Below are 25616 nucleotides of genomic sequence, written 5' to 3'. Positions count from 1 at the left end.
TCCCCTTGTCGATCGCGCGGCCGGCGATGGCGCCGACGGCGCCGCCGATGATCGTGCCGACGGTCTTGTCGCCGCGGCCGGCGATTTCATGGCTAGGCCAGGCCGCCCGCGATCGCGCCGATGATCGTGCCGCCGGTGCCGTTGTCGCACTGGTTGCGATAATAGCGCTGGTTGTACCGCTGGCTCTGGCGCTGGTTGTAGCGTCGATCCTGGCGATAATCGCGGCGGTCGTAACGGCGATCGTTGCGGTTGTTGTAACGCGCGTCATAGCTCGAATAGCCGTCGCGGTTGTAATAGCCGTTCTGCGCGGCGGCGGGGGTGGCTGCCAGGCCCAGCGTCGCGGTGGACATCAGGGCGGCGATCGAGAGGGTCACCATCTTTTTCATTGTCAGTCTCCTTCTTTCGTCGTTCGGCCCGTCTGGGCTGTGGTCGATGAAGGGGTTCTAGGCGATTCGCTTTGAGCCAACCCTGAACGCGGCTGTTGGCTGAGGTTCAGCCTGCGTTGTCCGGCGTTCATCCGCGGACACGCCTTGCCGCGCTTTCCTTTGTCCGCCGATGGCTTTACGCCCGCCGCGATGCGCCGCCTCCTCCCCGCCGCCCTCATCTTCCTGACGATCGGTCCGATGCCCGGAACGGCGTTTCGCTATCCGGTCGTCGATGCGAGCCAGACGGCGGCGGCGCGGCCGCTCGTCTATCCGGCGGCGGCCACGGGCGCGCTGCGCTTCGTGCGCGGCTGGCGGCTGTCGAGCCCGAACAGCGATTTCGGCGGCTTCTCGGCGCTGGCCGTTCGCGGCGGCGGACGCTTTCTGCTCGTCGGCGACAATGGCCGCTGGACGCGGCTGACGCTCGGCGCCGACGGGGCGGTCTCCGACGTCACGATCCGCGAATTGCCGACCCCGCCGCGCAGCCCGAAACGCAAGTCCTTCACCGATGCCGAGGCGCTGGTGCTCGATCCGGACAGCGGCAAGCTGTGGGTCGCGCTCGAGGGGATCAACCAGATCTGGCGCATCGACGCCGCGATGACCCGCGTCGAATCGCGCCGCCGCTCGCCCGCGCTGTACCGCTGGCCGAGCGAATCGCGGGCCCGAGGCGATGGTCCGCCTCGCCGACGGCCGCACCATCCTCTTTTCGGAGGGCGAGGATCGCAACGATTACGGCACCGAGGGACTCGTCTATACCGACGATCCCGCGGTGCCGGGGCGGAAGCCGCTGCTTTTCTATTATGACGACGAAGGCAAGGGACAGGTCAGCGACGCCGCTCCGCTCCCCGACGGGCGCATCCTGCTCGTCCACCGCTGGCTCGGCTTCGATCCGCTGTTCACGACGATTCTCGCGATCGTCGATCCCGCCGACATCCGGCAGGGCGGCGTTGTCCGCTCGGTGGCGATCGGCCGGGTGCCCGAACCCCTGCGCGAAAATTACGAGGGCGCGGCGGTGTCGGTCGAGGACGGGCGGACCTTCCTCTGGCTCGTCTCCGACGACAATTTCAACAGCTGGCAGCGCAGCCTGCTGCTCAAGTTCGAACTGGTCGACCTGCCGCCGCGCGACTGACCGCCTTCGCCTCCCACACGTCATTGCGAGCGAAGCGAAGCAATCCAGAGCCTGCGTAAACCGCCCTGGATTGCTTCGCTTCGCTCGCAATGACGCGCTTGGAGACAGGCGCTGTACGCCACACAGCAAAAAGGCGGCTCGGTCACCCGGCCGCCTCTTGCGATTCGAAAGCGTGGGAAGCTCAGGCGGCCTTTTCGGCCAGCTTCTTCGCGACTTCCTTCTTCAGCTTGCGGGCGTTCGCCGACAGCTGGTCGTCGCCGGCCTTCAGCAGCCAGTTGTCGAGGCCGCCATTGTGCTCGACCGAACGCAGGCCGTGGGTCGACACGCGCAGCTTGACGCCCTTGCCGAGCGCGTCCGACAGCAACGTCACATTCTGCAGGTTGGGCAGAAAGGTGCGCTTGGTCTTGTTGTTGGCGTGGCTGACATTGTTGCCCACCAGGCGGCCCTTGCCGGTCAGTTCGCAAATGCGCGACATGATATCTGTCCTCGTCAAAAAATCTCGGGTCGGCGTCCGGGCGCTTCCCGTAAAACGGGCAAACGAAAGACCGGATGGGCCGGGAAAGGCGCGCGCTTATCGGCTTGCCGGGGATTCGTCAAGGCATTAGGGCAATTCCACTGCGTGGATCCGGCACCGGCCCGCTCCCCCACCCGGCCTCCCCGACGATAATAGCCTATGGGAGGCCGGGTGGGGGAGCGGGCCGGTGCCGGGCGTTCCTGCGCAGCAGGAACCGACCATGACCGCCCATTTCCCGCTTCCCGAACCGATGCGCCGCGCGCTCGATCTTGCCCGGATCGCGGCGGATTGGGGCGAAGTGCCGGTCGGCGCGGTGATCGTCAAGGATGGGCAGGTCCTTGCCGAGGGCCATAACCGCCCCCGCGAATCGCACGACCCGACCGCCCACGCCGAAATCGTCGCGATTCGCGCCGCCGCGGCAAAGCTCGGCCACGAGCGGCTCGACGGCTGCGACCTGTATGTCACGCTCGAACCCTGCGCGATGTGCGCCGGCGCCATCGCCCACGCGCGCATCGCGCGCCTCTACTACGGCGCCGACGATCCGAAGGGCGGCGCGGTGGTCCACGGCCCGCGCGTCTTTTCGCAGCCGACGATCCACCACCGCCCCGAAATCTACGACGGTATCGGCGCGGGCGAGGCGGCGGGTCTGCTCAGGGATTTTTCGCGGCGCGGCGATAGGAAAATCTCACACAAAGACACGAAGAGGGTGGCCTTCTCCCGATCCGTTTGTGCTGAGCTTGTCGAAGCACCGTCCTTCTCTTGCAACGTCGCAAGAAAAGAACGGCCCTTCGACAAGCTCAGGGCGAACGGAAATGATATGCCCTCTTTGTGTCTTTGTGTGAGAAAAGGGGAAACGCGATCGCCCGCGTTAATTCGCCAAAACTTCCTCCACCCACGCCTAGCACCAGCAGCCCCGCCGGTCCGTGCCGTGCCTCGTCGAACCAGTGCGATCCCTGGCTCGGCTCCATATTGAGTTCCAGCGTCCGCGCCCCGCTCGCCCGCGCCTCGCGCACGAAGCCCGCGGCGGGATAGACCGCGCCCGACGTCCCGATCGACACGAACAGGTCGGCGCGGTTCAGCGCGCGATAGATGGTGTCCATATGATAGGGCATCTCGCCGAACCACACGACGTCGGGGCGCAGATGGCCCGCCACGCCGCACGCCGGGCACACCGGCCGGTCGATCAGCGTCCCCGTCCAGCCGCTCCGCCCGTCGCATCCCGCGCACCAGGCCTTCAGATGCTCGCCATGCATATGGATCAGCCGCTTCGCCCCCGCGCGTTCGTGCAGGTCGTCGACATTCTGCGTCACGATCAGCAGTTCGCCCGGCCACCCCGCATCGAGCCGCGCCAGCGCTTCATGCGCCGCATTGGGCACCTTCGTCTGGATCGCCGCGCGCCGCGCGTCATAGAAACGATGGACGAGGTCGGGGTCGCGCGCGAACGCCTCGGGCGTCGCGACATCCTCGACCCGGTGCTGTTCCCACAATCCGCCGCCGTCGCGAAACGTGTCGATGCCGCTCTCGGCCGAGACCCCGGCGCCGGTCAGGATGACGATATTCTGTATGTGGCGCAAAACATGAACTCCGTTCGTCCTGAGCCCCTCGACTGCCTTGCAGGCGCTCGGGAGAGCCTTGTCGAAGGACCGTTCTTCCTCTTATGGCGTGATGGTACAAGGACAGCCCTTCGACAAGCTCGGGGCGAACGGGGATATGGGAAAATGACCAGCATCGGCATCGTCGGCAGCCAGGGCCGCATGGGCGTCGTGCTCGCCGCCGCCGCGGCGGAGGCGGGGGCGGGGCATTGCGGCATCGACAAGGGCGGCGACATCGCCGGCCTCGCCGCGCGCGCCGCCGTGCTCGTCGATTTCTCCGCCCCCGCCGCGCTGGAAGCGACGCTCGACGCCTGCGTCGCGGCGAAGAAGCCGATCGTCATCGGCACCACCGGGCTCGAGGAGCGCCACCATTGGCTGATCGACGACGCCGGCCGCGACATCGCGGTGCTGCAGACCGGAAACACGTCGCTCGGCGTCACCCTGCTCGCGCATCTGGTGAAGGAGGCGGCGAGCCGCCTCGACGCCGACTGGGATATCGAAATCGTCGAAATGCACCACCGGATGAAGGTCGACGCCCCCAGCGGCACGGCGCTGCTGCTCGGCCAGGCCGCCGCCGAGGGACGCGACATCGACCTCGCCCGATGCTCCGAACGCGGCCGCGACGGCGTCACCGGCGCGCGCGGCCATGGCAAGATCGGCTTCGCGAGTGTGCGCGGCGGCACCGTCGCGGGCGACCATGACGTCGTCTTCGCCGACAACGAGGAGATGATCACCCTCTCGCACCGCGCCGAAAACCGCATGATCTTCGCGCGCGGGGCGGTGAAGGCGGCGCTGTGGCTGATCCACCGGAAGCCGGGCCGCTACACCATGCCGCAGGTGCTGGGCCTTTGACCAAGGTCACCGCATCCGCCTGCACCTGGCGCGACGAGGGCGGCGGCGAGGCGGCGGCGGCGCGCATCCTGCCCTTTCTCGAGGACATCGGGATCGAGGTCGACTGGATCGGCGAGCAGAAGGAGCAATTGCTGGGCGGCCTCGCGATCGTGGAGGGCCGCATCCTGATCGACCCCGAAACCCCGGTCTGGCCCGGCGACCTGCTGCACGAGGCGGGGCATATCGCCGCCGTCCCGGCCGAGGAGCGGGGGACGCTCGGCCCGCTCGTCGCCGATCCGACCGACGAGATGGTCGCGATCGCCTGGTCCTATGCGGCGTCCTTGCCGTGCGGCCTGCCGCTGCGGCAGCTGTTCCACGACGGCGGCTATCGCGGCGACAGCGCGGCGCTGATCACCGCCTATGCCACCGGCCATTATATCGGCGCGCCGATGCTCGGCGTCTACGGCATGACCGCCGACCTGCGCACCGCGCTCGCCGAGGGCCTGCCCGCCTTCCCGTCGCTCAGCCGCTGGCTGCGCTGATCCCCGCCCGGAGCCTTGCCATGACCTTCGATCCCGCCGCCGCCACCGCCGCATACATCGACGCGCTCGGTCCCGCCGCACTCGCCAAGGCCGCCGCCTATACGCGCGGCGCCGAATGGCTCGGTTTCTGGAACGTCGTCGTCGCGGCGCTCGTCACCTTCCTCTTCGTCCGCCTGCGCATTCTCGACCGCATCGAGGCGCGGCTCGGCAAGCGGGGTTTTGTGCTGCGCACCTTCCTCGTCTGCGCCGCCTTTCTGCTGCTTTCGGCGATTCTCACCCTGCCCTGGAATCTGTACGAGGGCTGGTGGCGCGAGACCGCCTATGGCCGGACCAGCCAGCCGCTCGGCGACTGGCTGGGCCAAGGGGCGATCGGCACCGTCATCTCGACGCTGTTCGGCGCGCTCTTCTTTGTCGGCATCTATGCGCTGATCCGCCGCGCGGGGCGGCGCTGGTGGATCTGGTCGGGCGCGCTCGCGGCCTTCGCCATCTCGCTGCTGCTGCTCGCCGCGCCGATCGTCGTCGAGCCGCTGTTCAACGATTATAAGCCCGTTCCGGCTCGGCCCGGTCCGCGATGCGCTGGTGGTGCAGGCGAAGGAGGCGGGGATCGAGCCGGGCCGCATCTTCCTGTACGACGGCTCGCGCCAGTCGAATAATTTCACCGCCAATGTGTCGGGCATCGGCAATTCGGCGCGCATCGCCATCTCCGACGTCGCGCTGAAGGGCGCCTCGCTCGACGAGGTGAAGGCGGTGACGGGGCACGAGATCGGCCATTATGTGCTCGGCCATATCTGGATCGGGGTGGCGGTCTTTTCGCTGCTCGCGGTGCTGCTCTTCTTCCTCGCCGACCGGCTCTTCCCGCGCGTCGCGCGCGCCTTCGGCAGCGACGCCGCGATCGGCGATCCGCGCGGCTTCCCGGTGATGATGTTCCTGCTGTCGCTGTTCGCCTTCCTCGCGCAGCCGATCCTCAACACGCTCTCGCGCACCGACGAAAGCGCCGCCGACGCCTATTCGCTGAAAACGGTTAACCTGCCCGACGCGCTCGCCAGCGCATTGGTCAAGACCGCCGAATATCGCAATCCGCGCCCGAACGGGATCGAGGAGTTCCTCTTCTATTCGCACCCCTCGGTCGAACGCCGCGTCCGCGCCGCGATGGAGTGGAAGGCGGCGCATCCGCCCGAAGCAAAATGAAAAAGGCCGACATCTTCGAATTCTACCGCCGCCTCGCGGAGCTGAACCCGAGTCCCGAGACCGAGCTGCAGTTCGGTAACACCTATCAGTTGCTCGTCGCGGTGGTCCTGTCGGCGCAGGCGACCGACGTCGGCGTGAACAAGGCGACGCGGCTGCTGTTTCAGGAGGTGAAGACCCCGCAGCAGATGCTCGACCTCGGCGAGGAAGGGCTGAAACGGCACATCAGGACGATCGGCCTGTTCAATGCGAAGGCGAAGAATGTCATCGCCTTGTCCGAAATCCTCGTCCGCGATTTCGGGGGGGAGGTGCCCGCCGACCGCGACACGCTCACCCTGCTGCCCGGCGTCGGGCGCAAGACCGCCAATGTCGTGATGAACTGCGCCTTCGGGGCCGAAACCTTCGCGGTCGACACCCACATCTTCCGCGTCGGCAACCGCACCGGCCTCGCGCCCGGCAAGACGGTGCTTGCGGTCGAGAAGAAGCTGGAAAAGGAAACCCCGCAGCCTTTCCGTGTCGGCGCGCATCACTGGCTGATCCTCCACGGCCGCTACATCTGCAAGGCGCGGACGCCCGAATGCTGGCGCTGTCCGGTCGTAGACCTGTGCCGGTACCAGCCGAAGACGCCGGCGCCGAAGGGGTGGAAGGCGGCTTGAAGGGAATTCGCGCAGAGACCGCAGAGCACGCAGAGAAGAAAGAAGGATGTTCACGCGGAGAGAATAACCCAACGCCGTTCGTGCTGAGCTTGTCGAAGCACCGTCCTTCTCTTTCGGCGTCGCAAAGCAAGAACGGCCCTTCGACAAGCTCAGGGCGAACGGCGTTGGTGTTGACCTGTCCTCTCCGCGCCTCCGCGTCTCCGCGTGAACCAAATCACTGCGTGCTCTGTGGTCTCTGCGCGAATCATTCCGCAGCCCCTTGTGAAGCCGAACGGACGCGCCATAGTCGCGCCATGCGCAACCTTACCGCCCCGCTCGCCCTCGCCGCCGCCCTGCTCGCCGCCGCGCCCGTCCATGCCAAGCCCGCCGATTCGCAAGCGGCGAAGAAGATCCTGATGGACAGCGTCGCGATCCCGACGGTCGAGGGCCGCGGCAAGGTGCCCGAACTTGCGGCCTATTATGCCGGCGTGCTCAAGGCCGCGGGCTATGCCGACAGCGACATCGAAATCACCCCCATGGGCGAAACCGCGACCTTCGCCGCGACGCTCCACGGCACGGGCAAGGGAAAGCCGATCGTGCTGCTCGGCCATATGGACGTGGTCGAGGCCGACGCGAAGGACTGGACGCGCGATCCCTTCGTGCCGGTCGAGGAAAATGGCTATATCTTCGGGCGCGGGTCGGAGGACAACAAGTTCGACGTCGCGATGATGGTCGCGACGATGGCGCAGCTGAAAAAGGACGGCTTCAAGCCGAAACGCTCGATCATCCTGCTGCTCTCGGGCGACGAGGAGACGTCGATGACGACGACGCGCGCGCTTGCGGCGAAATACAAGAACGCCGAATTCGCGCTGAACGGCGACGGCGGCGGCGGGCTCATCGCCGAGGACGGCAAGCCGCAATATTATGGGCTGCAGGCGGGCGAGAAGACCTATGCCGACTTCACGCTCGAGGTCACCAACCCCGGCGGCCACAGCTCGCGCCCGTCGGACACCAACGCCATCGTCCAGCTCGCGAATGCGCTGGCGAAGGTCGGCGCCTATCGTTTCACGCCGCAGCAGAACGAGCTGACCAGGGTCGGCATGCCGATCGTCGCCGATCAGGTCGGCGGCGACATCGGCGCCGCGCTCCGCGCCTTCGCCGCCGATCCGACCGATGCCAAAGCCATCGCCGCGATCCGCGCCGACCCCGAATATATCGGCCAGATCGGCACCACCTGCGTGCCGACGCTGGTCAGGGGCGGCCACGCCGAAAATGCGCTGCCCCAGCGCGCGACCGCGAACATCAACTGCCGTATCTTCCCCGGGGTGCCCGTCGAAACGGTGCGCGCTGAGCTCGAACGGGTGATCGCCGACCCGGCGGTCAAGGTGAACCCCGATCCCGACGCCAGCGCCAGCGACGCCTCGCCGCTGCGTTCCGACGTCATGGCGGCGGTGACCAGGGCGGTCCACGCCCGCGCGCCGGGCCTGCCGATCATCCCGTCGATGAGCGCGGGCGCGACCGACTCCTATCATTTCCGCGCGCACGGCGTGCCGAGCTACGGCGTCGCGGGGCTCTTTTCCAAGGCCAGCGACAGCTATGCGCACGGCCTCAACGAGCGGGTTCCGGTCGACGGCATCGCCCCGGCGCTGGCGCATTGGGACAGTTTGCTGAGGGATTTGTCGAGATAGTCCGAGCGCTACCCTTAAATCCGCTCGTGCTGAGCTTGTCGAAGCACCGTTTTTCCTTTTGGCGCTGTTAAGAAAAAGGACGGCCCTTCGACAAGCTCAGGGCGAACGGCGTCGGAGTAAGCTAAACTAGCGCCGCCACTGTCCGCTCGATCATCGCCACCGCTGCTTCGGCACCGAAACTTTCCGCATCGAGCGACAGTTCGAGCCACAGCCCATCGACCATCGCGGTCAGCATGATCGCCAGCCGCCCGGCATCGCGGGCGCCGCACGCGGTGAGCAGGTCGCAAAGCCGCGCGCGATATCCGGCGTAGCTCGCCGCGTGGATCGCGCCCATGCGCGCGTCGCTGCGCGCCAGCGCCCAGAACGCGGTCCATGCGCCGAGCAATTCGGGATCAGTGACCGGCGGGCGGAAGCTTGCAGTCAGATAGGCGGTCAGTCGCGCGCGCGGATCGGACCCCGCGCCCGCGACCGCGTCGGCGAAGATCGCGTCCATCCGGTCGCTCGTCGCCTGATAGGTGGCCGCCACCAGATCGTCGATGCCGTCGAAATAATGGCGCAAAAGTCCCGGCGACACCCCCGCCTTCGCGCAGATCGCGCGCACATTCGTCCCCGCGAGGCCAAATTCCGCCAGGCACGCCGCGGTCGCCTCGATCAGGCCGGCGCGGCGGGCATCGGCGCTTTCGCGCGTAAAGGCTTGGCGAGCGGGCTGCATGTTGTTATACGCTTGTACAACAAGGATCGACTCATGGCAACGCTGCGCGACACTTTCGACAACTTCCAGGCCATCGACCCCCTCGACGGCTGGTCGTTGCCCGCCTGGACCTACAGCGACCCGGATTTCTACGCGGCCGAAATGGACCGCATCTTCCGCCCCAGCTGGCAGGTCGTGTGCCACGACAGCGACATTCCGAACGCGGGCGACTGGCACAGCATCGACTATTGCGGCGAGAGCGTGATCGTCGTGCGCGGCGGCGACCGCGCCGTGCGCGCCTTCACCAACGTCTGCCGCCACCGCGGTTCGCGCCTCGTCGACGGTTCGGCGGGCTGTGCGAAGAAGCTCGTCTGTCCCTATCACGCCTGGACCTACGACCTCGACGGCCAGCTGACCGGCGTGCCCGATTCGGCGAGCTACCCGACGCTCGACAAGGGCAAGGCGGGGCTCGTCCCCGTCGGCCTCGAACGATGGCGCGGCTTCTGGTTCGTCCGGCTGGAGGATGACGGCGGGCCATCGGTCGCGGCGATGATGGCGCCCTATGAGGCGATGATCGCACCCTATCGCTTCGAGGAACTCGGCGCATTGGGCCGCGTTACGCTGCGCCCGCGCGCGGTGAACTGGAAGAATGTCGGCGACAATTATTCGGACGGCCTCCATATCCCCGTCGCGCATCCGGGCCTCACCCGCCTGTTCGGCAAAAGCTATGGCGTCGAGGCCGAGAGCCGAGTCGATCGCATGTGGGGCGATCTGATCGACCGGCCGTCGGCGAACTGGTCGGAGCGCCTGTACCAGCGGCTGCTGCCGCCCGTCCCGCACCTGCCCGAGAACCGCCAGCGTCACTGGCTCTATTTCAAGCTGTGGCCCAATGTCGCCTTCGACATCTATCCCGACCAGGTCGATTTCATGCAGTGGCTGCCGACTGGCCCGACCACCTGCCTGATCCGCGAGATCAGCTATGTGCTTCCCGATGAGCGCCGCGAAATGCGTGCGGCGCGCTACCTCAACTGGCGCATCAACCGCCAGGTCAATGCCGAGGACACCGAACTGATCACCCGCGTCCAGCAGGGCATGGCGTCGAAAAGCTTCTCGATGGGGCCGCTCAGCGACAAGGAAGTCTGCCTCAAGCATTTCTGCTCGCGGATGCGTGAGATCATCCCCGAGGCGCGGCTGGAGCGGGCGCCCGCGGCGGGGTGGAGCCGGTAAGCCCCCTCCCGCTTGCGGGAGGGGTGAGGGGAGGGCCTGTTTCCTCCCCGATGATTTTTTGAAGCGGGACAGGCCCTCCCCGGCCCCTCCCGCAAGCGGGAGGGGAGAATGAGCGAGCATCCTGTCATCATCGTCGGCGGCGGCCCTGCCGGCGATGGTCGCGGGGTTGCTCTTCGCGCGCGCCGGAGTGCGCGTGACCGTGCTCGAAAAGCACGCCGACTTCCTGCGCGATTTCCGCGGCGACACGGTGCATCCCTCGACGCTCGAACTGTTCAACGAGATCGGGTTGCTGGATGAACTTCTGAAGGAACCCCACGCCGCGATCGACACGATGACGCTCAATCTTCTGGGCGGGCGCTACACGGTCGCGACGATGAAGCATCTGCCCGTCGCGGCGCCCTTCGTCGCGATGATGCCGCAATGGGATCTGCTCGATTTCATCGCGGGGCAGGGGAGGCACTATCCGGCCTTCGACCTGCGCATGTCGACCGAGGCGACCGGGCTGACCTATGATTCCGCGAACCGCGTCAGTGGCGTGATGCTGGCGAGCGGCGAGGCGCTGCCCGCGCGGCTGGTCATCGCCGCCGACGGCCGCCGTTCGGTACTACGCGCCGCCGCCGCGCTGCCGCTCGAAGACCTCGGCGCGCCGATGGACGTGCTGTGGTTCCGCGTTCCGGTGCCTGCGGGGATGGACATGTCGGAGGTCGCGCTCGGCACGATCGACAAGGGCGGCATGGTCGTCGCGATCCCGCGCGGCGATTATTGGCAGTGCGCCCGGATCATCGAGAAGGGCGGCTTCGCGCCGATCGAAGCGCGCGGCATCGCTGCGTTCCGCGAACGGATCGTCGAGATCGCGCCTGGCCTCGCGGCGGGAATCGGCGCGATCCAAAGCTTCGACGATGTGAAATTGCTCTCGGTCGCGCTCGACCGGCTGACGCGCTGGTCGCGCCCTGGGCTGCTCGCGATCGGCGATGCCGCGCATGCGATGTCGCCCGTCGGCGGCGTCGGCATCAACCTCGCCGTGCAGGACGCGGTCGCGGCGGCGAACATCCTCGCCGCGCCGCTCGCCGCCGGCGCTGACCCCGATCCGCTGCTCGCCAAGGTACAGGAGCGCCGCTGGAAGCCGACCACGAAGATGCAGGCGCTCCAGCGCTTCGCGCACCGGCGGGTCGTCGAACCGATGCTGCGCGGCCGGATCACCCGCGTGCCCTTCGCGGTCCGCCTGCTCGACGCCATCCCGCTGCTACGCCGCATCCCCGGCCGCGTCCTTGGCCTCGGCTTCGGCCGCCAGCATGTCCAATCCCCGCTTGTGAAAGACGTCTCATGACCAAAGCCTATGACGCCCTGATTATCGGCGCCTAGCCACAACGGCCTCGTCTGCGCCTTCTATCTGGCGAAAGCCGACCTCAAGGTCCGCATCGTCGAGGCGCGCGATGTCGTCGGCGGCGCCGCGGTGACCGAGGAATTCGCGCCGGGTTTCCGCAATTCGGTCGCCAGTTACACGGTCAGCCTGCTCCAGCCCAAGGTCATCGCGGACATGAAGCTCGCCGACCATGGCTATCGCGTGATCGAACGGCCGATCAGCAATTTCCTGCCGCAGGAGGATGGAACCTATCTGAAGCTCGGTGGCGGTCTCGAGCGCACCCAGGCCGAGTTTCGCAAATTCTCGAATCATGATGCCGAGGTGCTGCCCGCCTATTATGACGCGCTCGAAAATGTCGCCGAACTGCTCCGCGACCTCGCGCTGCGCGTGCCGCCCAATGTCGGCGAAGGGCTGCGCACGCTGATCGACGGCGCGCGGCAGGGGCGGCGCTTCGCGACCCTCAGCCTCGAACAGCAGCGCGACGTGCTCGACCTCTTCACCAAGTCGGCGCGCACGATGCTGGGTAGCTGGTTCGAAAGCGAGGCGGTCAAGGCCGCCTTCGGCTTCGACGCCGTGGTCGGCAATTATGCCAGCCCCGACACGCCGGGCAGCGCCTATGTCCTGCTCCACCACGTCTTCGGCGAAGTGAACGGCAAGAAGGGTGCGTGGGGCCACAGCGTCGGCGGCATGGGCAAGATCACCGAGATCATGGCGAAGGTCTGCCGCGACATGGGGGTCGAGATCAGCCTCGAAAGCCCGGTCGAAAAGGTGCTCGTCGACGGCGGCAAGGCCGCGGGCGTGCGTCTCGCCGGCGGCGAGGAAATCGCCGCCGCGCGCGTCATCGCCAATGTCGGACCGAAGCTGCTCTACGAACGGCTGATGGACGCGTCCGACCTGCCCGGCGATTTCCAGCGCCGCATCCGCGGCTTCAAGGCGGGGAGCGGCACCTTCCGCATGAATGTCGCGCTCAGCGAACTGCCCAAATTCACCTGCTTGCCCGAACCCGGCGAGCATCACCAGTCGGGCATCATCCTCGCCCCGACGCTCGACTATATGGACCGCGCCTTCCTCGACGCGAAGCAGTACGGCTGGTCGAAGAAGCCGATCGTCGAGATGCTCATCCCCTCGACCGTCGACGACAGCCTCGCGCCGCCGGGTTGCCACGTCGCCAGCCTCTTCTGTCAGCAGTTCGCCCCCGAGCTTCCGGACGGTCGCGACTGGGACGACGAGGAGGAAGCCGCCGCCGATGCGATCATCGACACCGTCGAAGCTCATGCCCCCGGCTTCCGCGCCAGCATCGTCGGCAGCACCCGCCTGTCGCCCAAGGGGCTCGAACGCAAGTTCGGCCTAGTCGGCGGCGACATCATGCACGGCAACATGACGCTCGACCAGCTCTGGGCGGCGCGCCCGGTGCTCGGCAACGGCGGTTATCGCGGTCCCGTGAAGGGCCTCTACATGTGCGGCGCGGGCACGCACCCCGGCGGCGGCGTCACCGGCGCGCCGGGGCACAACGCCGCCGGGGTGGTGCTACGCGACCGGGGTTTCTTCGCGCCCAGGTGGCGCGTCTGATCCGAAACCCATCGGCTGCGGCATCGCGGGGCGCGCCGCGCGCTCGCGGCGCAGCCGCTCGACCAGCGCCGCATCGCTCGCCGCCCCGGTAAAGCGCGCCTGCCGCGCGACGACCGCGAAGTCGCCGAGCGTCAGTCCGCTCAGCCGGTCGAGCGCCTCGGGCGCCGCACGTCCGAAGAAGTGGCCGAACGCCCGCCGCGCCCGCGCGGTATCGAGCGGCCGCATCTCGACCTTGAACACGAAGCGCCGCGCCGATGCCGGATCGAGCTTCGCGGCATGGTTGGTCGCCGCGGCGAAGGGCAGCGGATGATCCTCCATCCACGTCAGCAGTTCGTTGACCCGGCTGACCTCCCAGCTCTGCGATGCCCCCTGCCGGTCGGCGAGCAGCGAATCGACCTCGTCGAAGAACAGCATCGCGCCCTGCCGCTTGGCTTCGGCAAAGGCGCGCGCGATCCGCTGCTCGGTCTCGCCGACCCATTTCGACATCAGGTCCGACGCGCGCTTGACGTGCAGCGGCCAGCCCAGCCGCCGCGCCAGCGCCTGCACCGCCTCGGTCTTCCCCGTCCCCGGCGGCCCGGTGAGCAGCAGCGAGAAATCGGCGGGCGCGTCGGCGCGGGCCAGCGCGCCGAACAGCGCGGGCAAATCGGCATCGGCGCAGAGCAATGTCTCGTCGAAGGCGCGCGGCGGCCGCGGCGCCACCTCGCGGCCGTGCAGCGTGCCGAGCACCGAACCCGCGAAGCGGCTGGCGCTCGCGGCATCGCCCGCCAGCGCGGCGGCGCGCGCGGCGACGCGGAACAGCGACGCGGTCTCGGGCGCGCTCGCCGCCAGCGCCGCCAGCGCGGGGTCGACCGCGACGCTCTCCTCGGCGCTGACGCGTTCGAGCATCGCCGGGCTGTGCGCGACGCCGGGGAAGTCCATGCGGATCGACAGGCTGAAACGGCGCAGGATCGCGGGATCGACATCGGCGACCGCGTTGGAGGTCCAGATCACCGGCACGACATTGTCCTCCAGCAACCGGTTGACGAACAGCTTCGACCCCGCGCGGTGGCGCACGCGGCCGTCCCCTTCGATCCGCGCATCGCCGAGCAGATCCTCCATCTCGTCGAACAGCAGCAGCGCACGGCCGCGCTTTTCGAGCGTGCGCAACGCGAGCCGCAGCGCCGCGACGCGTTCGTGGCGCGTCGGCTCGTCGCCGTCGGTATCGGCTTCGCCGACGCCGTGCAGCGGCTCGCCGACCGCGGCGGCGAGCGTGCGCGCCAGCTCGGTCTTGCCCGTGCCGGGCGGACCGTGGATCAGGATGTTGATGCCGCGCGCGCTGTGCGCGATCGCCCCGCGCAGCAGCGCGATCGCGAGGTCCGCGTCGCCGCGCTGCGCCGGAAAGTCCTCGAGCCCGTGCCGGGCGGTCTGCCGCGACCCGAGCAGCCCGTCGAGCAGGCTCTCGTGGCGTCCCGGCGGCGCGTCGAGCAGCCGCTCGAACGCCCAGCACAGGCCGAGCTCGACCCCGCCGCTCTTGTCGGCCCACCGTCCGACCAGATCGAGCCGCACGACCTCGGCGCGGCGCAGCGCGTGCGGCGCGATCCCGGTGAGCGTGCCCGCGAGCGCTTCGATGTCGAGCTTCTCGGTCCCGATCAGCTGGGCGAGGCTGCGGGTCAGCGGGGCGCGCTCCATCGCCGTCGCGAGCAACAGCAGCGCGCGTTCCTCGCCGGGCAGGTCGAGTGCGTTGGCCAACCGGCTGGCCTGGATCAGGCCCTCGTCCTCGCGCGCGCCGGGTGGCGGGCCCTGCGGTTCCCCGAGCAGCACCGCGCGCGTGATGGTCTTGTCGTCGAACCCGAGCGCGGCGGCGCGCGCGCGGGCCCAGCCGAGCAAAGCCCGGCCGGTCTTGGTCTTGCCCGGATGATCCGTGGCGACGGCGCGCGCGAGTGCGCGCGCCCAATGGCTGTCGTGCAACATGATATCTGCCTGCGACCGGCGGACGCAACGCGCCCGACGGTTAAAGTGATGATGGCGGATTTGAAATTGCGGCAGCGCCCGTGGCGCACCGCGTCAGGAAAAACGCGCTACGACAGCGGGCGGATGCCGCAGGGATTCGAACCCTGTGTTATTCGGCGTTCCGACACGTCACGTCTCCAAATAGGCCCGAATCCGGGCCGGTGGGATTGCGCCGATAGGCGATTTTGCGCGTGGAGGCAAGGCGGCCCTATCGCTTGAAAAGCCCCAGCCGTTTCAGGATCGCATAGGTCAGCCCGGCGGCCGCGACCGCGAGCAGCGCCGCCGCCAGCGTGCCCGCGCCGGCGTGCGCCCATGGCATGCCGCCGGTATTCATCCCGAAAATGCCCGTGACGAGCGTCGCGGGCAGCATCAGGGCGGTCATCACCGACAGGAGATAGAGGTTCTGGTTGGTGCGGTTCGTCGCCTGCAGGTCGAGTTCGTCGCGCAGCAACCGCAGCGCGCTCTGCGATGCGGCCACGTCCGAATCGAGCCCGCCGATCCGCTGCACCAGCCCCTCGATCGCGCCCTCGAGGTGCGGTGGCAAATCCTCGTCGTCCTCGATCCGGGCAAAGGTTGCGGTCATGCCGACAAGCATGCGGTGCACCTGGACCAGGCGCCGCCTGATGCTCATCAGGTCGCGGCCTTCGGGCGTCTCGCTATTCTCGAACAGCGCATCCTCGGTGTCCTGGATTTCGCGGCTCAGCTTGCGGGTGATTTCCGAAATATCCTCGATGATCGACCCGACGAGGATTTCGAGCGCCGCCGCGGCGCTCCGGATATTCTCGCCGTCGAGCAATTTGCCGCGCATGATGTCGGCGCAGCGCAGCGGGTGCATGCGCGCCGTGACGATCAGCTTCGGCAGGATCGCGACACGCAGCGCGCCGATCCGCGCGGTGTCGGCGCGGTCGAAATCGCGTTCATAGTCGTGGAGTACCAGGCCGACGGCCTGTTTTTCGATCACCGCGCGCTGGTGCGTATCGGGCGACAGCATCAGCTGGCGCACAGGCTTGGGCATATCGTTCGACCGCTCGATCCATTCGCGCGTGCCGTGGCTTGCCAGATTGAGGTGGAGCCAGCGCAGATGGCCCGCCCCCATGTCGTCGCAATCCTGCAGTTCGCGGCAGCCATCCGCGGTCAGATCGACCGCCCAGATCAGTTGCGGGCCGTCGATCGGGCCAAAGGAAAAGGGCTGCTGCTGCGACGTGGCGGGGCCTTCCTACACGAAAGCCGAGAATAGAGCGTAGAGGCCGCCCGCCAGCGCGATCGACACCGGCAGCGTCAGCACCCACGCCATCAGCAGGTTGCGGATCGTGCCCATCTGCAGCCCGGATCTGTTCGCGGCCATCGTGCCCGCGACGCCGGAGGACAGGACATGGGTGGTCGAGACCGGCAGCCCCAGCGCATCGGCGCCGAAAATCGTCCCCATCGCGACAAGCTCGGCCGATGCGCCCTGCGCATAGGTCAGGTGCGATTTGCCGATCTTTTCGCCGACGGTGACGACGATCCGCTTCCATCCGACCATCGTGCCGAGCCCGAGCGCGATCGCCACGGCGACCTTGACCCAGGTCGGGATGAAACGCGTTCCGGTGTCGAGCGACGTGTCCTTATATTGTTTGAGCGCGGTCAGTTCGGCCTCGCCGAGGCCCGAGCCCGCGTCCTTGCCCAGCCGCTTGATCGCTTCCGACGCCAGATACATGTCGTTGCGGATATTGCTCACGGCGTCGGACGGAATGCGCGCGAGGGACCCATATTCGGTGACCTGGGTGTCGATCTCGGCGACCAGCCCCCCGAGCGCGGGGATCGTGGCCGGCAACAGATTCTTGTCGGCGATGTAGCGGGTGACTTCGGCACGCGCCTGCGCCACTGGCGGCGGCGCCTTGCCGTCCGACAGCAATCGTTCGACCGCCGCCGAATTGGCGTGGAATTCGGCCGTATAAGCGGCGGGTACCGCGCGGTTGAGGGCATAGGCCGTCGGGACGGTGCCGATCAGGATCAGCATGATCAGGCCCATGCCCTTCTGTCCGTCGTTCGATCCGTGGGCAAAGCTGACGCCGGTGCAGGTGAAGATCAGCAGCGCCCGAATCCACCATGGCGGCGGCGTCTTGCCCTTGGGTTCCTGATAGAGTTCCTTGTTGCGGATCAGCACCTTCATCGCAAGGAACAGCAAGGCCGCGACCCCGAAACCGATCAGCGGGGAAATCAGCAGCGCCTGTCCGATCTCGGTCGCCTTGCTCCAATCGACCCCGGCGGTGCCGCTCTTGCCGTGGAGGATCGCGTTGGCGACGCCGACCCCGATGATCGACCCGATCAGCGTGTGCGAACTCGACGAGGGAATGCCGAAATACCAGGTCGCGAGATTCCAGATGATCGCCGCGATCAGCAGCGCGAACACCATCGCAAGCCCCTGATTCGACCCCGCTTGCAGGATCAGTTCCACCGGCAGCAGCGAGACGATCCCGAAGGCGACGACCCCCGACGACAGCAGCACGCCCAGGAAATTGAAGAATCCCGACCACACCACCGCGGCATTGGCGGGCATGGCGTTGGTGTAGATGACGGTCGCGACGGCATTGGCCGTGTCGTGAAACCCGTTCACAAATTCGAAGCCGAGCGCGATCAGCAGCGCGACGAACAGCAGGACGAACGGCAGATAGGCCGACGGATGCACGCCCGCGGCGGTGGCGTCGGCATAGATGCTGTAACCGACATAGACGGCGGCGGCGAAGAGCGCGGCGATGAATCCGAGCTTGCCCGCGGCGCCCAGTCCCTTGTCGAGATCGGGCTGGCCGGGTTCGGGCGCGGCTTCGATCGTGTCGGCGGTTGTTGCACTCATGGCCCTGTTTCCCCTGCGATTCGCAGGAAAAAGCTAGGCTGGGTCGATGACAGTTCGATTGCGGCCAAATGGCGGTCGCGGCCGCCTGCGCCGGTCAGGCTGCTCCGCGAATCGTCCGCCGCATGGCCAGATAGATCGGCAGCCCTGCCGCGGTCAGTCCGACGCTCCACAGGCTCGCCTCCCAGCCCGCGCCGTAAAAGGCCCAGCAGCTGTAGAGGAAACCCGTGATCGTCAGCGCGACGAAGACCGGCGAGGCCTTGATCTCGCCGCCGCCTTCGAGCTTCAGGGCGGCCAGTGCGCCGACGATGTAGAAGATGATCGCGGTCGATGTGGTCACCAGCACCATGAACTTGAACAGCTCGGCCAGCCCGCGCGCATAATTGGCATAGACGACGATGCTGGCGAGCGCGCTCGATACGATCTGGGTGAACCAGGGCACGGCGAAGCGGTTGTCGCGCGCGAAGACCGGCGGCAGCAGCCCGCGATGCGCCAGGTCGCGCGGGATTTCGCCCTGCAGCAGGACGAAGCCGTTGAGCGCGCCGAGTGCGGCGATGGCGGCGAACAGCGCCACCGCCTGCCCCGCCCCCGGTCCCACCAGCGTGCCGAAGAAGGTCGCATAGGCGGCGTTCGATGCCTCGAGCGTCTCGAGCGGCAACAGCAACGTCACCGTGGTGCAGGAGAGCAGATAGAGCAGCCCGGTCGCCGCCGCGGCGATCAGCGTCGCGCGCGGGACGGTGCGTTCGGGATCGCGCACGCGGTCGCCGACGACGCAGGCGCTTTCGAAACCGAGCAGCGCGAACAGGGTCAGCGTCGCGGCGCCGCCGATATTGTCGAGGCTGACCGGCTGTGTGCCCGCCATCGTCGGAACCGGCGCATCGCCCGTGGCAAACAGCCACAGCGCGACCAATATGGCGCCGACCACGGGAATCAGCTTGAGTCCGAGCGTGACGAGCTGCGTGCCGCCCGCCCGGCGCACGCCCAGCAGATTGACCAGGGTGAACAGCCAGATAAAGCCGATCGCGATCAGCGCGGTCGTCGCGCCGCCCGTCGCCAGCGACGGCGCCAGGATCGATAAATTGCTGATTGCCGCGACCGCGAGCGTCGCGACGACGGTCCAGCAACTGATCCAATAGCTCCAGGCCACGATGAAACCGGTGCCGGGGCCGAAAGCCGCGGCGGCATAGGTATAGGTCGCGCAGCCCGTCGGCAGCCTTCGCGCGAGCCGCGCGAAGACGACCGCGAGGCACAAGGTGCCGGCGATCGACACGCCCCAGCCGATGATCGCATTCCACCCCAGCGGGGCCAGGTCGCGCGGGAGCAGGAACACGCCCGACCCGATCATGTTGCCCATGCCGAGCGCGACGCACATCAAAAGGCCGAGCTTTTGGCCCGGCCTTTCGTTGTCGGTCATAGTGCCGGACAGATCAGAAGTCCTTGCTGACCTTGATCCCGATCAGGCGCGGGCGGATGACATTGTCGTAAAAGACGCCGCCGGTCGTGCTGCCGCCGAACGGATCGCCGCAGATCGATTCGCCGCATTGCACCGCGCTGTTGATCACGCCCCTGCTGTCGAACAGGTTCGTCGCGAACAGCTCGCCGCTCCAGCTTTCGCCCTTCACCCCGATGCTGACGTCGGCGGTCGTATAGGCCTTGAAATTGCCGACGATGGCGTTTTCGAAGGTGCGCAGGTCGGACCGGCGCTGCCCGGTATGGTTGACCGCGAACTGGACATGCGCGTCGACGTCGCCGACCGGCCATTCGTAGCGCGCGACGGCATTGCCCTTAAACTTGGGCGTGACCGGCAGGCGCGAACCCGCGGGCGCGAGCAGATCGTTGGTCTGGCCCGGCGGGTCGATCGTGCAGTCGAATTGCGGATTGGCGATCGCGCAGAAGTCGCGCCGGATTTCAGCGTCGTTGTAGCTGCCGCCGAGGTTGAGCGAAAAGCCGCCGGCGCGATAGCCGATGTCGACCTCGAAACCGCGGATGCGTGCGATGCCGGCGCTGCGGATCTCGGTCAGCCCGTTGGCGCCGAGGAAGGAAAGCTGGATGTCGTTCCAGTCCTCCTGATAGATGGCGCCATTGAAGCGGAGCGGGCCGAAATTGGTCTTCCACCCGATCTCGTAGTTGTCGAGCGTGTCGGGACCATAGGGCGGCAGCGTGCCGCGCCGGTTGATGCCGCCCGGCCGGAACCCGCGCGACCAGGTCGCATAGACGAGCGCGTTGTCGCTGATCTTGTAGGTCAGGTTGAGCTTGTGGATGAAGTCGGTGTCGCTCGTGCTCTTGTCGAGGTTGGTGCAGGGCGACCCCGCGACCACGGGCCCGGCGAAGCAGCCGGCGACGCCGGTGCTGCCGCTGAAGCCGTCCGAATAGCCGAAGAAGCCGACCAGGCTGTTGTCGAACTTGTAGACGCGGCCGCCGCCGGTCAGCGTCAGCTGGTCGGTGATGTCGAAGCTGATCTCGCCGAACGCCGCATAGTCGCGGTCGATGCGGAGCTGCTTGGTTAGCCAGATATCGCTGTCGGTGCCGGGAACGGTGATCGCGTCACCGATATTGTCGATGATGTAATTCTGCTCGATATTATGCGCCTGGCGCTGCCAGAAGACGCCGCCGATGAAGCGGATGCGCGCATCGGCGGGGGAGGCGATGCGCAATTCGGCGAAGCTGCGCTTGTAGCGGTCGATGCCCTGGATATACTGGTTCGGGCTGACCAGATCGCCGTTGTTGTCGGTGAAATAGGCGCCATAGCCATAGAGCGCGTCATAGAAATAGGCATAATCCGAATAGTCGCTTTCGACCGTCGTCTTGCGCCGCATATGGCCGCCGGTCGCGGTCAGGTCCCAGCTGCCGATCTTGCCTTCGATCGTCAGCGCCGCCTGGAACCATTTGTCCTTGCTCGATTCGGGGTTGTACTGGACCGTCTGCAGCTTGCGGGTGACCGCGCTCGACCGTTCCTGTGCGAAACTGCCGTCGGCTTTCTGCACCTGGCCCATCAGCGTCGGTTTGATCGTCCAGTCGTCGTCGAGGTCGATGCCGAGCGCGAGGCGGGCGCCATAGGTGTCGACGTCGTTGTAATTCTTTTCGACCAGTGCGGCGTTGTTCTGCGTGATGCCGCTCGAGGGATAGGTGCGGCTGCCGGCGATATTGTCGATATAGCCGCCGTCGTGGCGGTACCAGCCGACCAGGCGCAGCGCCGCGCGATCGCTGAGCGCCGCGTTGATGAAGCCTTCGGCGACGCCGCCGACGTCGCCGGACTTCACCGTATTGAGTTCCAGGCCCACCGAGCCATAGGTGCCGCTGGTGTCGGGCGGATTGGTGACGAGCTTGATCGTGCCCGCCATCGAGCTCGCGCCATAGAGCGTGCCCTGCGGTCCGGCGAGCGCCTCGACGCGCGCGAAATCATAGGCATGGATATCGAGCGCACCCTGGATGGTCGTGATCGGCATTTCGTCGAGATAGGTGCCGACGGTCGGCAGCGACGCCGAGTGATTGGCATTCTCGCCCGACGCGACGCCGCGGAAATAGACCTGGCTGAAACCGGGGGCGAGGGTCTGGATCGTCACCGACGGCAGGAATTTCACGACATCCTGGAATTCCTTGACCTGCAGCTCGTTCAGCCGCTCGTTGCCGATCGCGGTGATCGCCATCGGAACATCCTGCAGATTTTCCTCGCGCTTCGATGCCGTGACGACGATGTCGGGGTCGCCCCCCGTATTCGCATCCTGCGCGAGCGCGGCGCCCGACGTGCAAAGTATCGTCGTTCCCAGCAATGCACCGCTCAGCTCGTGCCATAACGGTCGTGATTTTGCGCATGAGACCCCCCTTGTGACAGCTCTGTGACCGAGAATGACGCGGCGCAGCATAAGCGCAAGCATTGTTGACGGCGGGACGGGGCCGAGGCACGAAAATGTCCCCCGCTGTTGCTCAAAGGCAACGTTTTGTCGCGTGGGCCTTATTCGAAACCGGCCGGAACGCCCGGATAGGCGGCCAGCACGGGCCCCAGCGCCTGGCGGAGCGGGCCGAGCCACGCGTCATAGGGCCGCCACTGATCGACACCGTCGCGGTTGATCGGGCGGCGCACCTGTTCGCTCGACGCGGTGCGCACCGCGCGGGCGTTGGCGTGAAAAGCCATGCATCCGTCCTCGAACGGCTGGCCCAGGAAGCGCAGCAGCGCGCGCACCTCGGTCTCGGGGTCGTCGAGCAGCGCCTCGTGGATCACCCGGTGCACCGCGCCCGGCTGCACCGCATCGATATGCGCCATCAGCCGCACATAATCGCGGTAATAGGCGCCCATGCCGGCAAGGTCGTAGCTGAACGCCTGGCCCTTGGCATAATGCTGGCGGAAATTGGACCAGCAGCAGTCGAGCGGATGCCGCCGCGCGTCGATGATCTTCGCGTTCGGCAGGATCAGCCGGATCAGCGGAACATAGAGCCAGTTGTTCGGCAGCTTGTCGATATAGAAGGGCTTGTCCGTCTTGCGCTGCACCGCCGTGTCGGCGAGATATTTCGCACCGAGTTCGGCGAGTTTCTCCGCGGGCGCCTCGGCGAGCGCGTCGATCCAGCGCCGCCCTTCGCCCTTCGCCGCGCGTCCGAAGCCGAGCGCGAGCGCCGGGATATCGGGCAGCTCCATCGTCCCCTCGATCGCCGAATGGCTCGCCAATATCTGTTCGACCAGCGTCGATCCGGCGCGCGGCATGCCGAGGATGAAGACCGGATCGGGGCTGGGGTCGCCGCTGCCGGCGCGGCCGGCGAAGAATTCGGGCGTGCATGCCGCAATCGTCGCATCGACGAGCGCCGTCGTGTCGGCCGCCGCATGGCCGAGCTGGCGCGCGCGGATGGCGTTGCCGCTGGCATAGTGGCGAAAGGCGGGCTCCGCCTCGCCGGCGTCGTCATAAGCCTTGCCGAGCGCGAAATGCAGGTGCAGCCGGTCGTCGTCGCGCTTTTCCGCGCCGCCTTCGATCGCGGCGAGGGCATCCTCCATCGCCATGCGGTCGTCGGCACCGAAGCGGATGGTCTTGAGGTTGGCGAGGCTCCACCAGATTTCGCCGAGACCGGGCTCGTTCGACAGGCCGCGGCGATAGGCCGCGATACTCTCCTCCTGCCGCCCCACCGTCTTCAGCAGGTGGCCATAGCTCATCCACTGCCGTGCGTGCCCCGGAAAGCGGCCCACCAGTTCCTCGTACAGCGCCAGCGCCTCGTCATAGCCGCCGATCCGCCCGAGCGCGGCCGCCTTCAGATTGGCGTGCGCCGGATTGTCCGGGTCCTCGCCCAGCACCGCATCGAGCGTCCGGGCCGCGTCGGCGAAGCGGTTCTGCTTGTACTGGACCGTCGCCAGATTGGCGCGCGCGGCGCCGAAGGCGGGCGCGAGTTCGAGCGCGCGGGTCAGCAGCTTTTCGGCGTCGCCATAGCGGCCGATGCGCCCCGCGACTTCGGCCAGCATGCGAATCGCCGCGACGTCGGTCGCGTCGGCCTTCAGCCGCGCCCGCAGCGCGCTTTCGGCGTCGGGCAGGCGGTTCTCGGCGAGGGCGAGCGCCGCCTCGACCATTTCGGGGTCGTGGATCGCCGCCGATACCGCAGCGAGCGACGCCGCCTGCGCTTCCGCCTCGCGTCCCATGGCGCGCAGCGCCTGCGCCGCGATCCGGTGCGCTTCGGCGGATGCCGCGCACCGCGTCGAGGATCGCGCGCGCCTGTTCGAGCGCGGCGGCGGGCTGGCCGTTCAGCAGGCGGCGGGCGTTGGCGAGCGCGTCGTCGTGCGTGACCGTCGCCAAAAGCGTCAGCCCTTCGCCCGCGCCCGTGCGACCGCCTGTTTCAGCATGTCATAGCCGATCTGCCCCTGCAGCAGCTGGTCGCCGACGACCCAGGTCGGGGTGGCATTGAGCTGCAACTGGCGCGCGATCGCGAGGTTGCTGTCGATCTCGCGCTGGAACAGCGCTTCGTTCGCGGTCGCGTCGGCGCTGCCGTCGGTGACGACCCCGGCTTTTTCAGCGGCGGCGGCGATGCCGGCAGCGTCCAGCGAGGGTGCCGCGAACATCGCGTGATGGAAAGCGTCATATTTGCCCTGCCGCGCCGCGGCGAGCGCCATGATCGCCGCATCGCGGCTCTGCGGCGCGATGATCGGCAGCTCGCGGAACACGACCTTCAGCCGCCGGTCGCTGCGGATCAGCCGGTCGAGATCGGGCAGGCTGGCACGGCAGAAGCCGCAGGCATAATCGGTGAAGACCGTCAGCGTCACGTCGCCGTCGGCATTGCCCGCCCAGGCGCCGGCATAGGGCTTTTCGAGCGCGGGCCGGATCGCGGCGATCGCCTTCGCCATTTCGCGGTCGCGCTGCGCGTCGAAGGCTTCGGGGATGATCTGGGGGTTCGCCTTGATATAATCGGCGACCACGGTCTCGACCTCGCTCTTGCTCAGCCCGCCGGCGAAGCGGCCGCCAAGCCAGAAGGCCGCGCCAAGCAACAGGATGGCGCCGAGCGCTAATGCCCAGGCGGGAGCGGGCAGGGCATGGCCACCGGTCCCGTGGCCCCCTCCGCCGCGCGGCGGCGGGGCAGGGCGATACGGTGCGCGCTCGTCGGGTGCCGGCGCCGAGACCGAGGGCGGCGGGACCGCCGCCGCGGCCTTGGCCGTCCGGGATGGCGCGGCTTTGGGTGCGGCAAGCTCGATTTCCGGCTCGCCGGCGAACAGCGGCAGGTCGGGCGCCGCGGGCCTGGCCGTCGCGGCGGGGGCGGCCGCTTCCTCCTGCGCCTCGCGCGCGAGCAATTGTTCGAGCCCCGACGGCGGCGGCCCGGGTTCGTTGCGCGGCGCGGGACGCAGCTTGGTCGCCGCCTCGCCCAGACTGTCCTTGCCGGCCCTGGCGGCCTGGCCCAGCGCCTCGCCGGCCTTGCCCGCGACGCCGCCCAGCCCGCGCTGCGCCTCGCTCGACAATTTGCCGACCTTTTCGCCCAGCGCCATCTTTTCCCACGCTTGGGCGCTGGCCGCCGCCGCCGCGGCGCTGCCGCGCGCGGTGCCGCGTCCGACCGCCCTGGCGGCGCGCGCCGTGGTCGCGGCGGTCTTCGCGGCGAGTTCGCGCGACCGGCGCGGGATTTCCATCGCCTCGACGCGCGCCGGGATGTCGGCGGCCTCGCCGACGCGGATCGTCCAGTCGGCGAAGGCGCTGCCGCCGCCGCGGATCGCGCGCCACAGCCCGCTCGCCCCGGCCTTCAGCCGGTCGCGGTCTACCACCGGCGCCTTGGGCGTCTGTTCCTCGGCGGGATAGCGCGATACGTCGAGCCCGACCGGCGGCGCCTCGCGCGGCTTGGCGAGGCCGCCGTCAGCCCCTGCATCGTGGGGCGCCGCGGCCGGCGGCGTCGCTGCCGGTGCCGGATCGCGCAGCCACGGCTGGTAATAATCGTCTTTTCTGTCAGTCACTTGTTGC

18 protein-coding genes and 4 pseudogenes are annotated in these 25616 nt (G+C 67.8%); 11 read left to right on the top strand and 11 right to left on the bottom strand.

Going from position 1 to position 25616, the window contains the following annotated elements; genetic code table 11:
* Nucleotides 1-92: 92 nt before the first annotated feature.
* Nucleotides 93-386: a hypothetical protein gene (locus N0A20_RS15865; RefSeq protein ID WP_409574694.1), complete on the bottom strand. Its 294-nt coding sequence runs from the start codon at nucleotides 384-386 to the stop codon at nucleotides 93-95.
* A gap of 189 nt (nucleotides 387-575) precedes the next feature.
* Between N0A20_RS15865 and N0A20_RS15860 the strand changes: the two are divergent.
* Nucleotides 576-1551, top strand: a pseudogene (locus tag N0A20_RS15860) (esterase-like activity of phytase family protein).
* A 181-nt stretch (nucleotides 1552-1732) separates the two neighbouring features.
* On the opposite strand, the gene rpmB reads toward N0A20_RS15860, so the two are convergent.
* On the bottom strand, nucleotides 1733-2026 hold the full coding sequence (rpmB, locus tag N0A20_RS15855; protein WP_260581304.1) for a 50S ribosomal protein L28: 294 nt from the start codon (nucleotides 2024-2026) through the stop codon (nucleotides 1733-1735).
* A gap of 259 nt (nucleotides 2027-2285) precedes the next feature.
* On the opposite strand from rpmB, the pseudogene tadA reads away from it, so the two are divergent.
* Nucleotides 2286-2726: pseudogene (gene tadA / locus N0A20_RS15850) on the top strand (tRNA adenosine(34) deaminase TadA); the annotation flags it as partial.
* A 207-nt stretch (nucleotides 2727-2933) separates the two neighbouring features.
* Here tadA and N0A20_RS15845 read toward each other — a convergent pair.
* Nucleotides 2934-3639 (bottom strand): annotated as a pseudogene (locus tag N0A20_RS15845) (NAD-dependent deacylase).
* A gap of 144 nt (nucleotides 3640-3783) precedes the next feature.
* On the opposite strand from N0A20_RS15845, the gene dapB reads away from it, so the two are divergent.
* The 6 genes from dapB (at nucleotide 3784) to N0A20_RS15815 (ending at nucleotide 8538) form a co-directional block, all read left to right on the top strand.
* Nucleotides 3784-4509 (top strand): 4-hydroxy-tetrahydrodipicolinate reductase, encoded by a 726-nt coding sequence (gene dapB, locus N0A20_RS15840; RefSeq protein ID WP_260581303.1) that lies wholly within the window; start codon nucleotides 3784-3786, stop codon nucleotides 4507-4509.
* A complete protein-coding gene (locus N0A20_RS15835; protein ID WP_260581302.1) occupies nucleotides 4506-5030 on the top strand; it encodes a hypothetical protein in 525 nt (174 codons plus the stop codon). The genes dapB and N0A20_RS15835 overlap by 4 nt, the downstream gene beginning before the upstream one ends.
* Before the next feature lie 20 nt (nucleotides 5031-5050).
* Complete coding sequence (locus N0A20_RS15830) at nucleotides 5051-5683, top strand: hypothetical protein (RefSeq protein ID WP_260581301.1); 633 nt, start codon at nucleotides 5051-5053, stop codon at nucleotides 5681-5683.
* Entirely contained in the window at nucleotides 5610-6218 is a 609-nt protein-coding gene (locus N0A20_RS15825; RefSeq protein ID WP_260581300.1) for a M48 family metalloprotease, read from the top strand. The genes N0A20_RS15830 and N0A20_RS15825 overlap by 74 nt, the downstream gene beginning before the upstream one ends.
* Nucleotides 6215-6871 (top strand): endonuclease III, encoded by a 657-nt coding sequence (nth, locus tag N0A20_RS15820; protein WP_260581298.1) that lies wholly within the window; start codon nucleotides 6215-6217, stop codon nucleotides 6869-6871. The genes N0A20_RS15825 and nth overlap by 4 nt, the downstream gene beginning before the upstream one ends.
* Nucleotides 6872-7164: 293 nt before the next feature.
* Entirely contained in the window at nucleotides 7165-8538 is a 1374-nt protein-coding gene (locus N0A20_RS15815; protein ID WP_260581297.1) for a M20/M25/M40 family metallo-hydrolase, read from the top strand.
* 121 nt (nucleotides 8539-8659) lie between these two features.
* Here N0A20_RS15815 and N0A20_RS15810 read toward each other — a convergent pair whose 3' ends face one another.
* Nucleotides 8660-9250, bottom strand: coding sequence for a TetR/AcrR family transcriptional regulator (locus N0A20_RS15810; RefSeq protein WP_260581296.1), 591 nt, complete (start codon nucleotides 9248-9250; stop codon nucleotides 8660-8662).
* A 33-nt stretch (nucleotides 9251-9283) separates the two neighbouring features.
* Here N0A20_RS15810 and N0A20_RS15805 point away from each other — a divergent pair, with 33 nt between their 5' ends.
* The 3 genes and pseudogenes from N0A20_RS15805 to N0A20_RS15795 all read left to right on the top strand — a co-directional run bounded on the left by N0A20_RS15805 (nucleotide 9284) and on the right by N0A20_RS15795 (nucleotide 13388).
* Nucleotides 9284-10456, top strand: coding sequence for an aromatic ring-hydroxylating oxygenase subunit alpha (locus tag N0A20_RS15805; RefSeq protein ID WP_260581294.1), 1173 nt, complete (start codon nucleotides 9284-9286; stop codon nucleotides 10454-10456).
* Between the two features lie 193 nt (nucleotides 10457-10649).
* Nucleotides 10650-11783: an FAD-dependent oxidoreductase gene (locus tag N0A20_RS15800; protein ID WP_260581293.1), complete on the top strand. Its 1134-nt coding sequence runs from the start codon at nucleotides 10650-10652 to the stop codon at nucleotides 11781-11783.
* Nucleotides 11780-13388, top strand: a pseudogene (locus tag N0A20_RS15795) (phytoene desaturase family protein). Before N0A20_RS15800 ends, N0A20_RS15795 begins: the two are co-directional and overlap by 4 nt.
* Here the strand turns inward: N0A20_RS15795 and N0A20_RS15790 are convergent.
* From N0A20_RS15790 to N0A20_RS15760, 7 genes are all read right to left on the bottom strand, one after another.
* Entirely contained in the window at nucleotides 13347-15338 is a 1992-nt protein-coding gene (locus N0A20_RS15790) for an AAA family ATPase (RefSeq protein ID WP_260581292.1), read from the bottom strand. The pseudogene N0A20_RS15795 and the gene N0A20_RS15790 sit on opposite strands and share 42 nt — an antisense overlap.
* Nucleotides 15339-15585: 247 nt before the next feature.
* Complete coding sequence (locus tag N0A20_RS15785) at nucleotides 15586-16473, bottom strand: CorA family divalent cation transporter (protein WP_260581291.1); 888 nt, start codon at nucleotides 16471-16473, stop codon at nucleotides 15586-15588.
* A gap of 120 nt (nucleotides 16474-16593) precedes the next feature.
* Entirely contained in the window at nucleotides 16594-18210 is a 1617-nt protein-coding gene (locus N0A20_RS15780) for an inorganic phosphate transporter (RefSeq protein WP_260581290.1), read from the bottom strand.
* 94 nt (nucleotides 18211-18304) lie between these two features.
* Entirely contained in the window at nucleotides 18305-19621 is a 1317-nt protein-coding gene (locus N0A20_RS15775) for an amino acid permease (protein ID WP_260581288.1), read from the bottom strand.
* A gap of 13 nt (nucleotides 19622-19634) precedes the next feature.
* Entirely contained in the window at nucleotides 19635-21854 is a 2220-nt protein-coding gene (locus N0A20_RS15770) for a TonB-dependent receptor (protein WP_409574799.1), read from the bottom strand.
* A 305-nt stretch (nucleotides 21855-22159) separates the two neighbouring features.
* The gene (locus N0A20_RS15765) at nucleotides 22160-23821 is read right to left on the bottom strand and encodes a tetratricopeptide repeat-containing sulfotransferase family protein (RefSeq protein ID WP_260581286.1); all 1662 of its coding nucleotides are present in this window, start codon (nucleotides 23819-23821) and stop codon (nucleotides 22160-22162) included.
* A 159-nt stretch (nucleotides 23822-23980) separates the two neighbouring features.
* Nucleotides 23981-25609, bottom strand: coding sequence for a DsbA family protein (locus N0A20_RS15760; protein ID WP_260581284.1), 1629 nt, complete (start codon nucleotides 25607-25609; stop codon nucleotides 23981-23983).
* Between the last annotated feature and the right edge of the window lie 7 nt (nucleotides 25610-25616).

The sequence above is a fragment of the Sphingopyxis sp. PET50 genome (assembly GCF_025244705.1).
Classification (GTDB): Bacteria; Pseudomonadota; Alphaproteobacteria; order Sphingomonadales; family Sphingomonadaceae; genus Sphingopyxis.
Note: the sequence above shows the minus strand (reverse complement) of the source record. Positions and strands in the feature narration are given on the sequence as shown.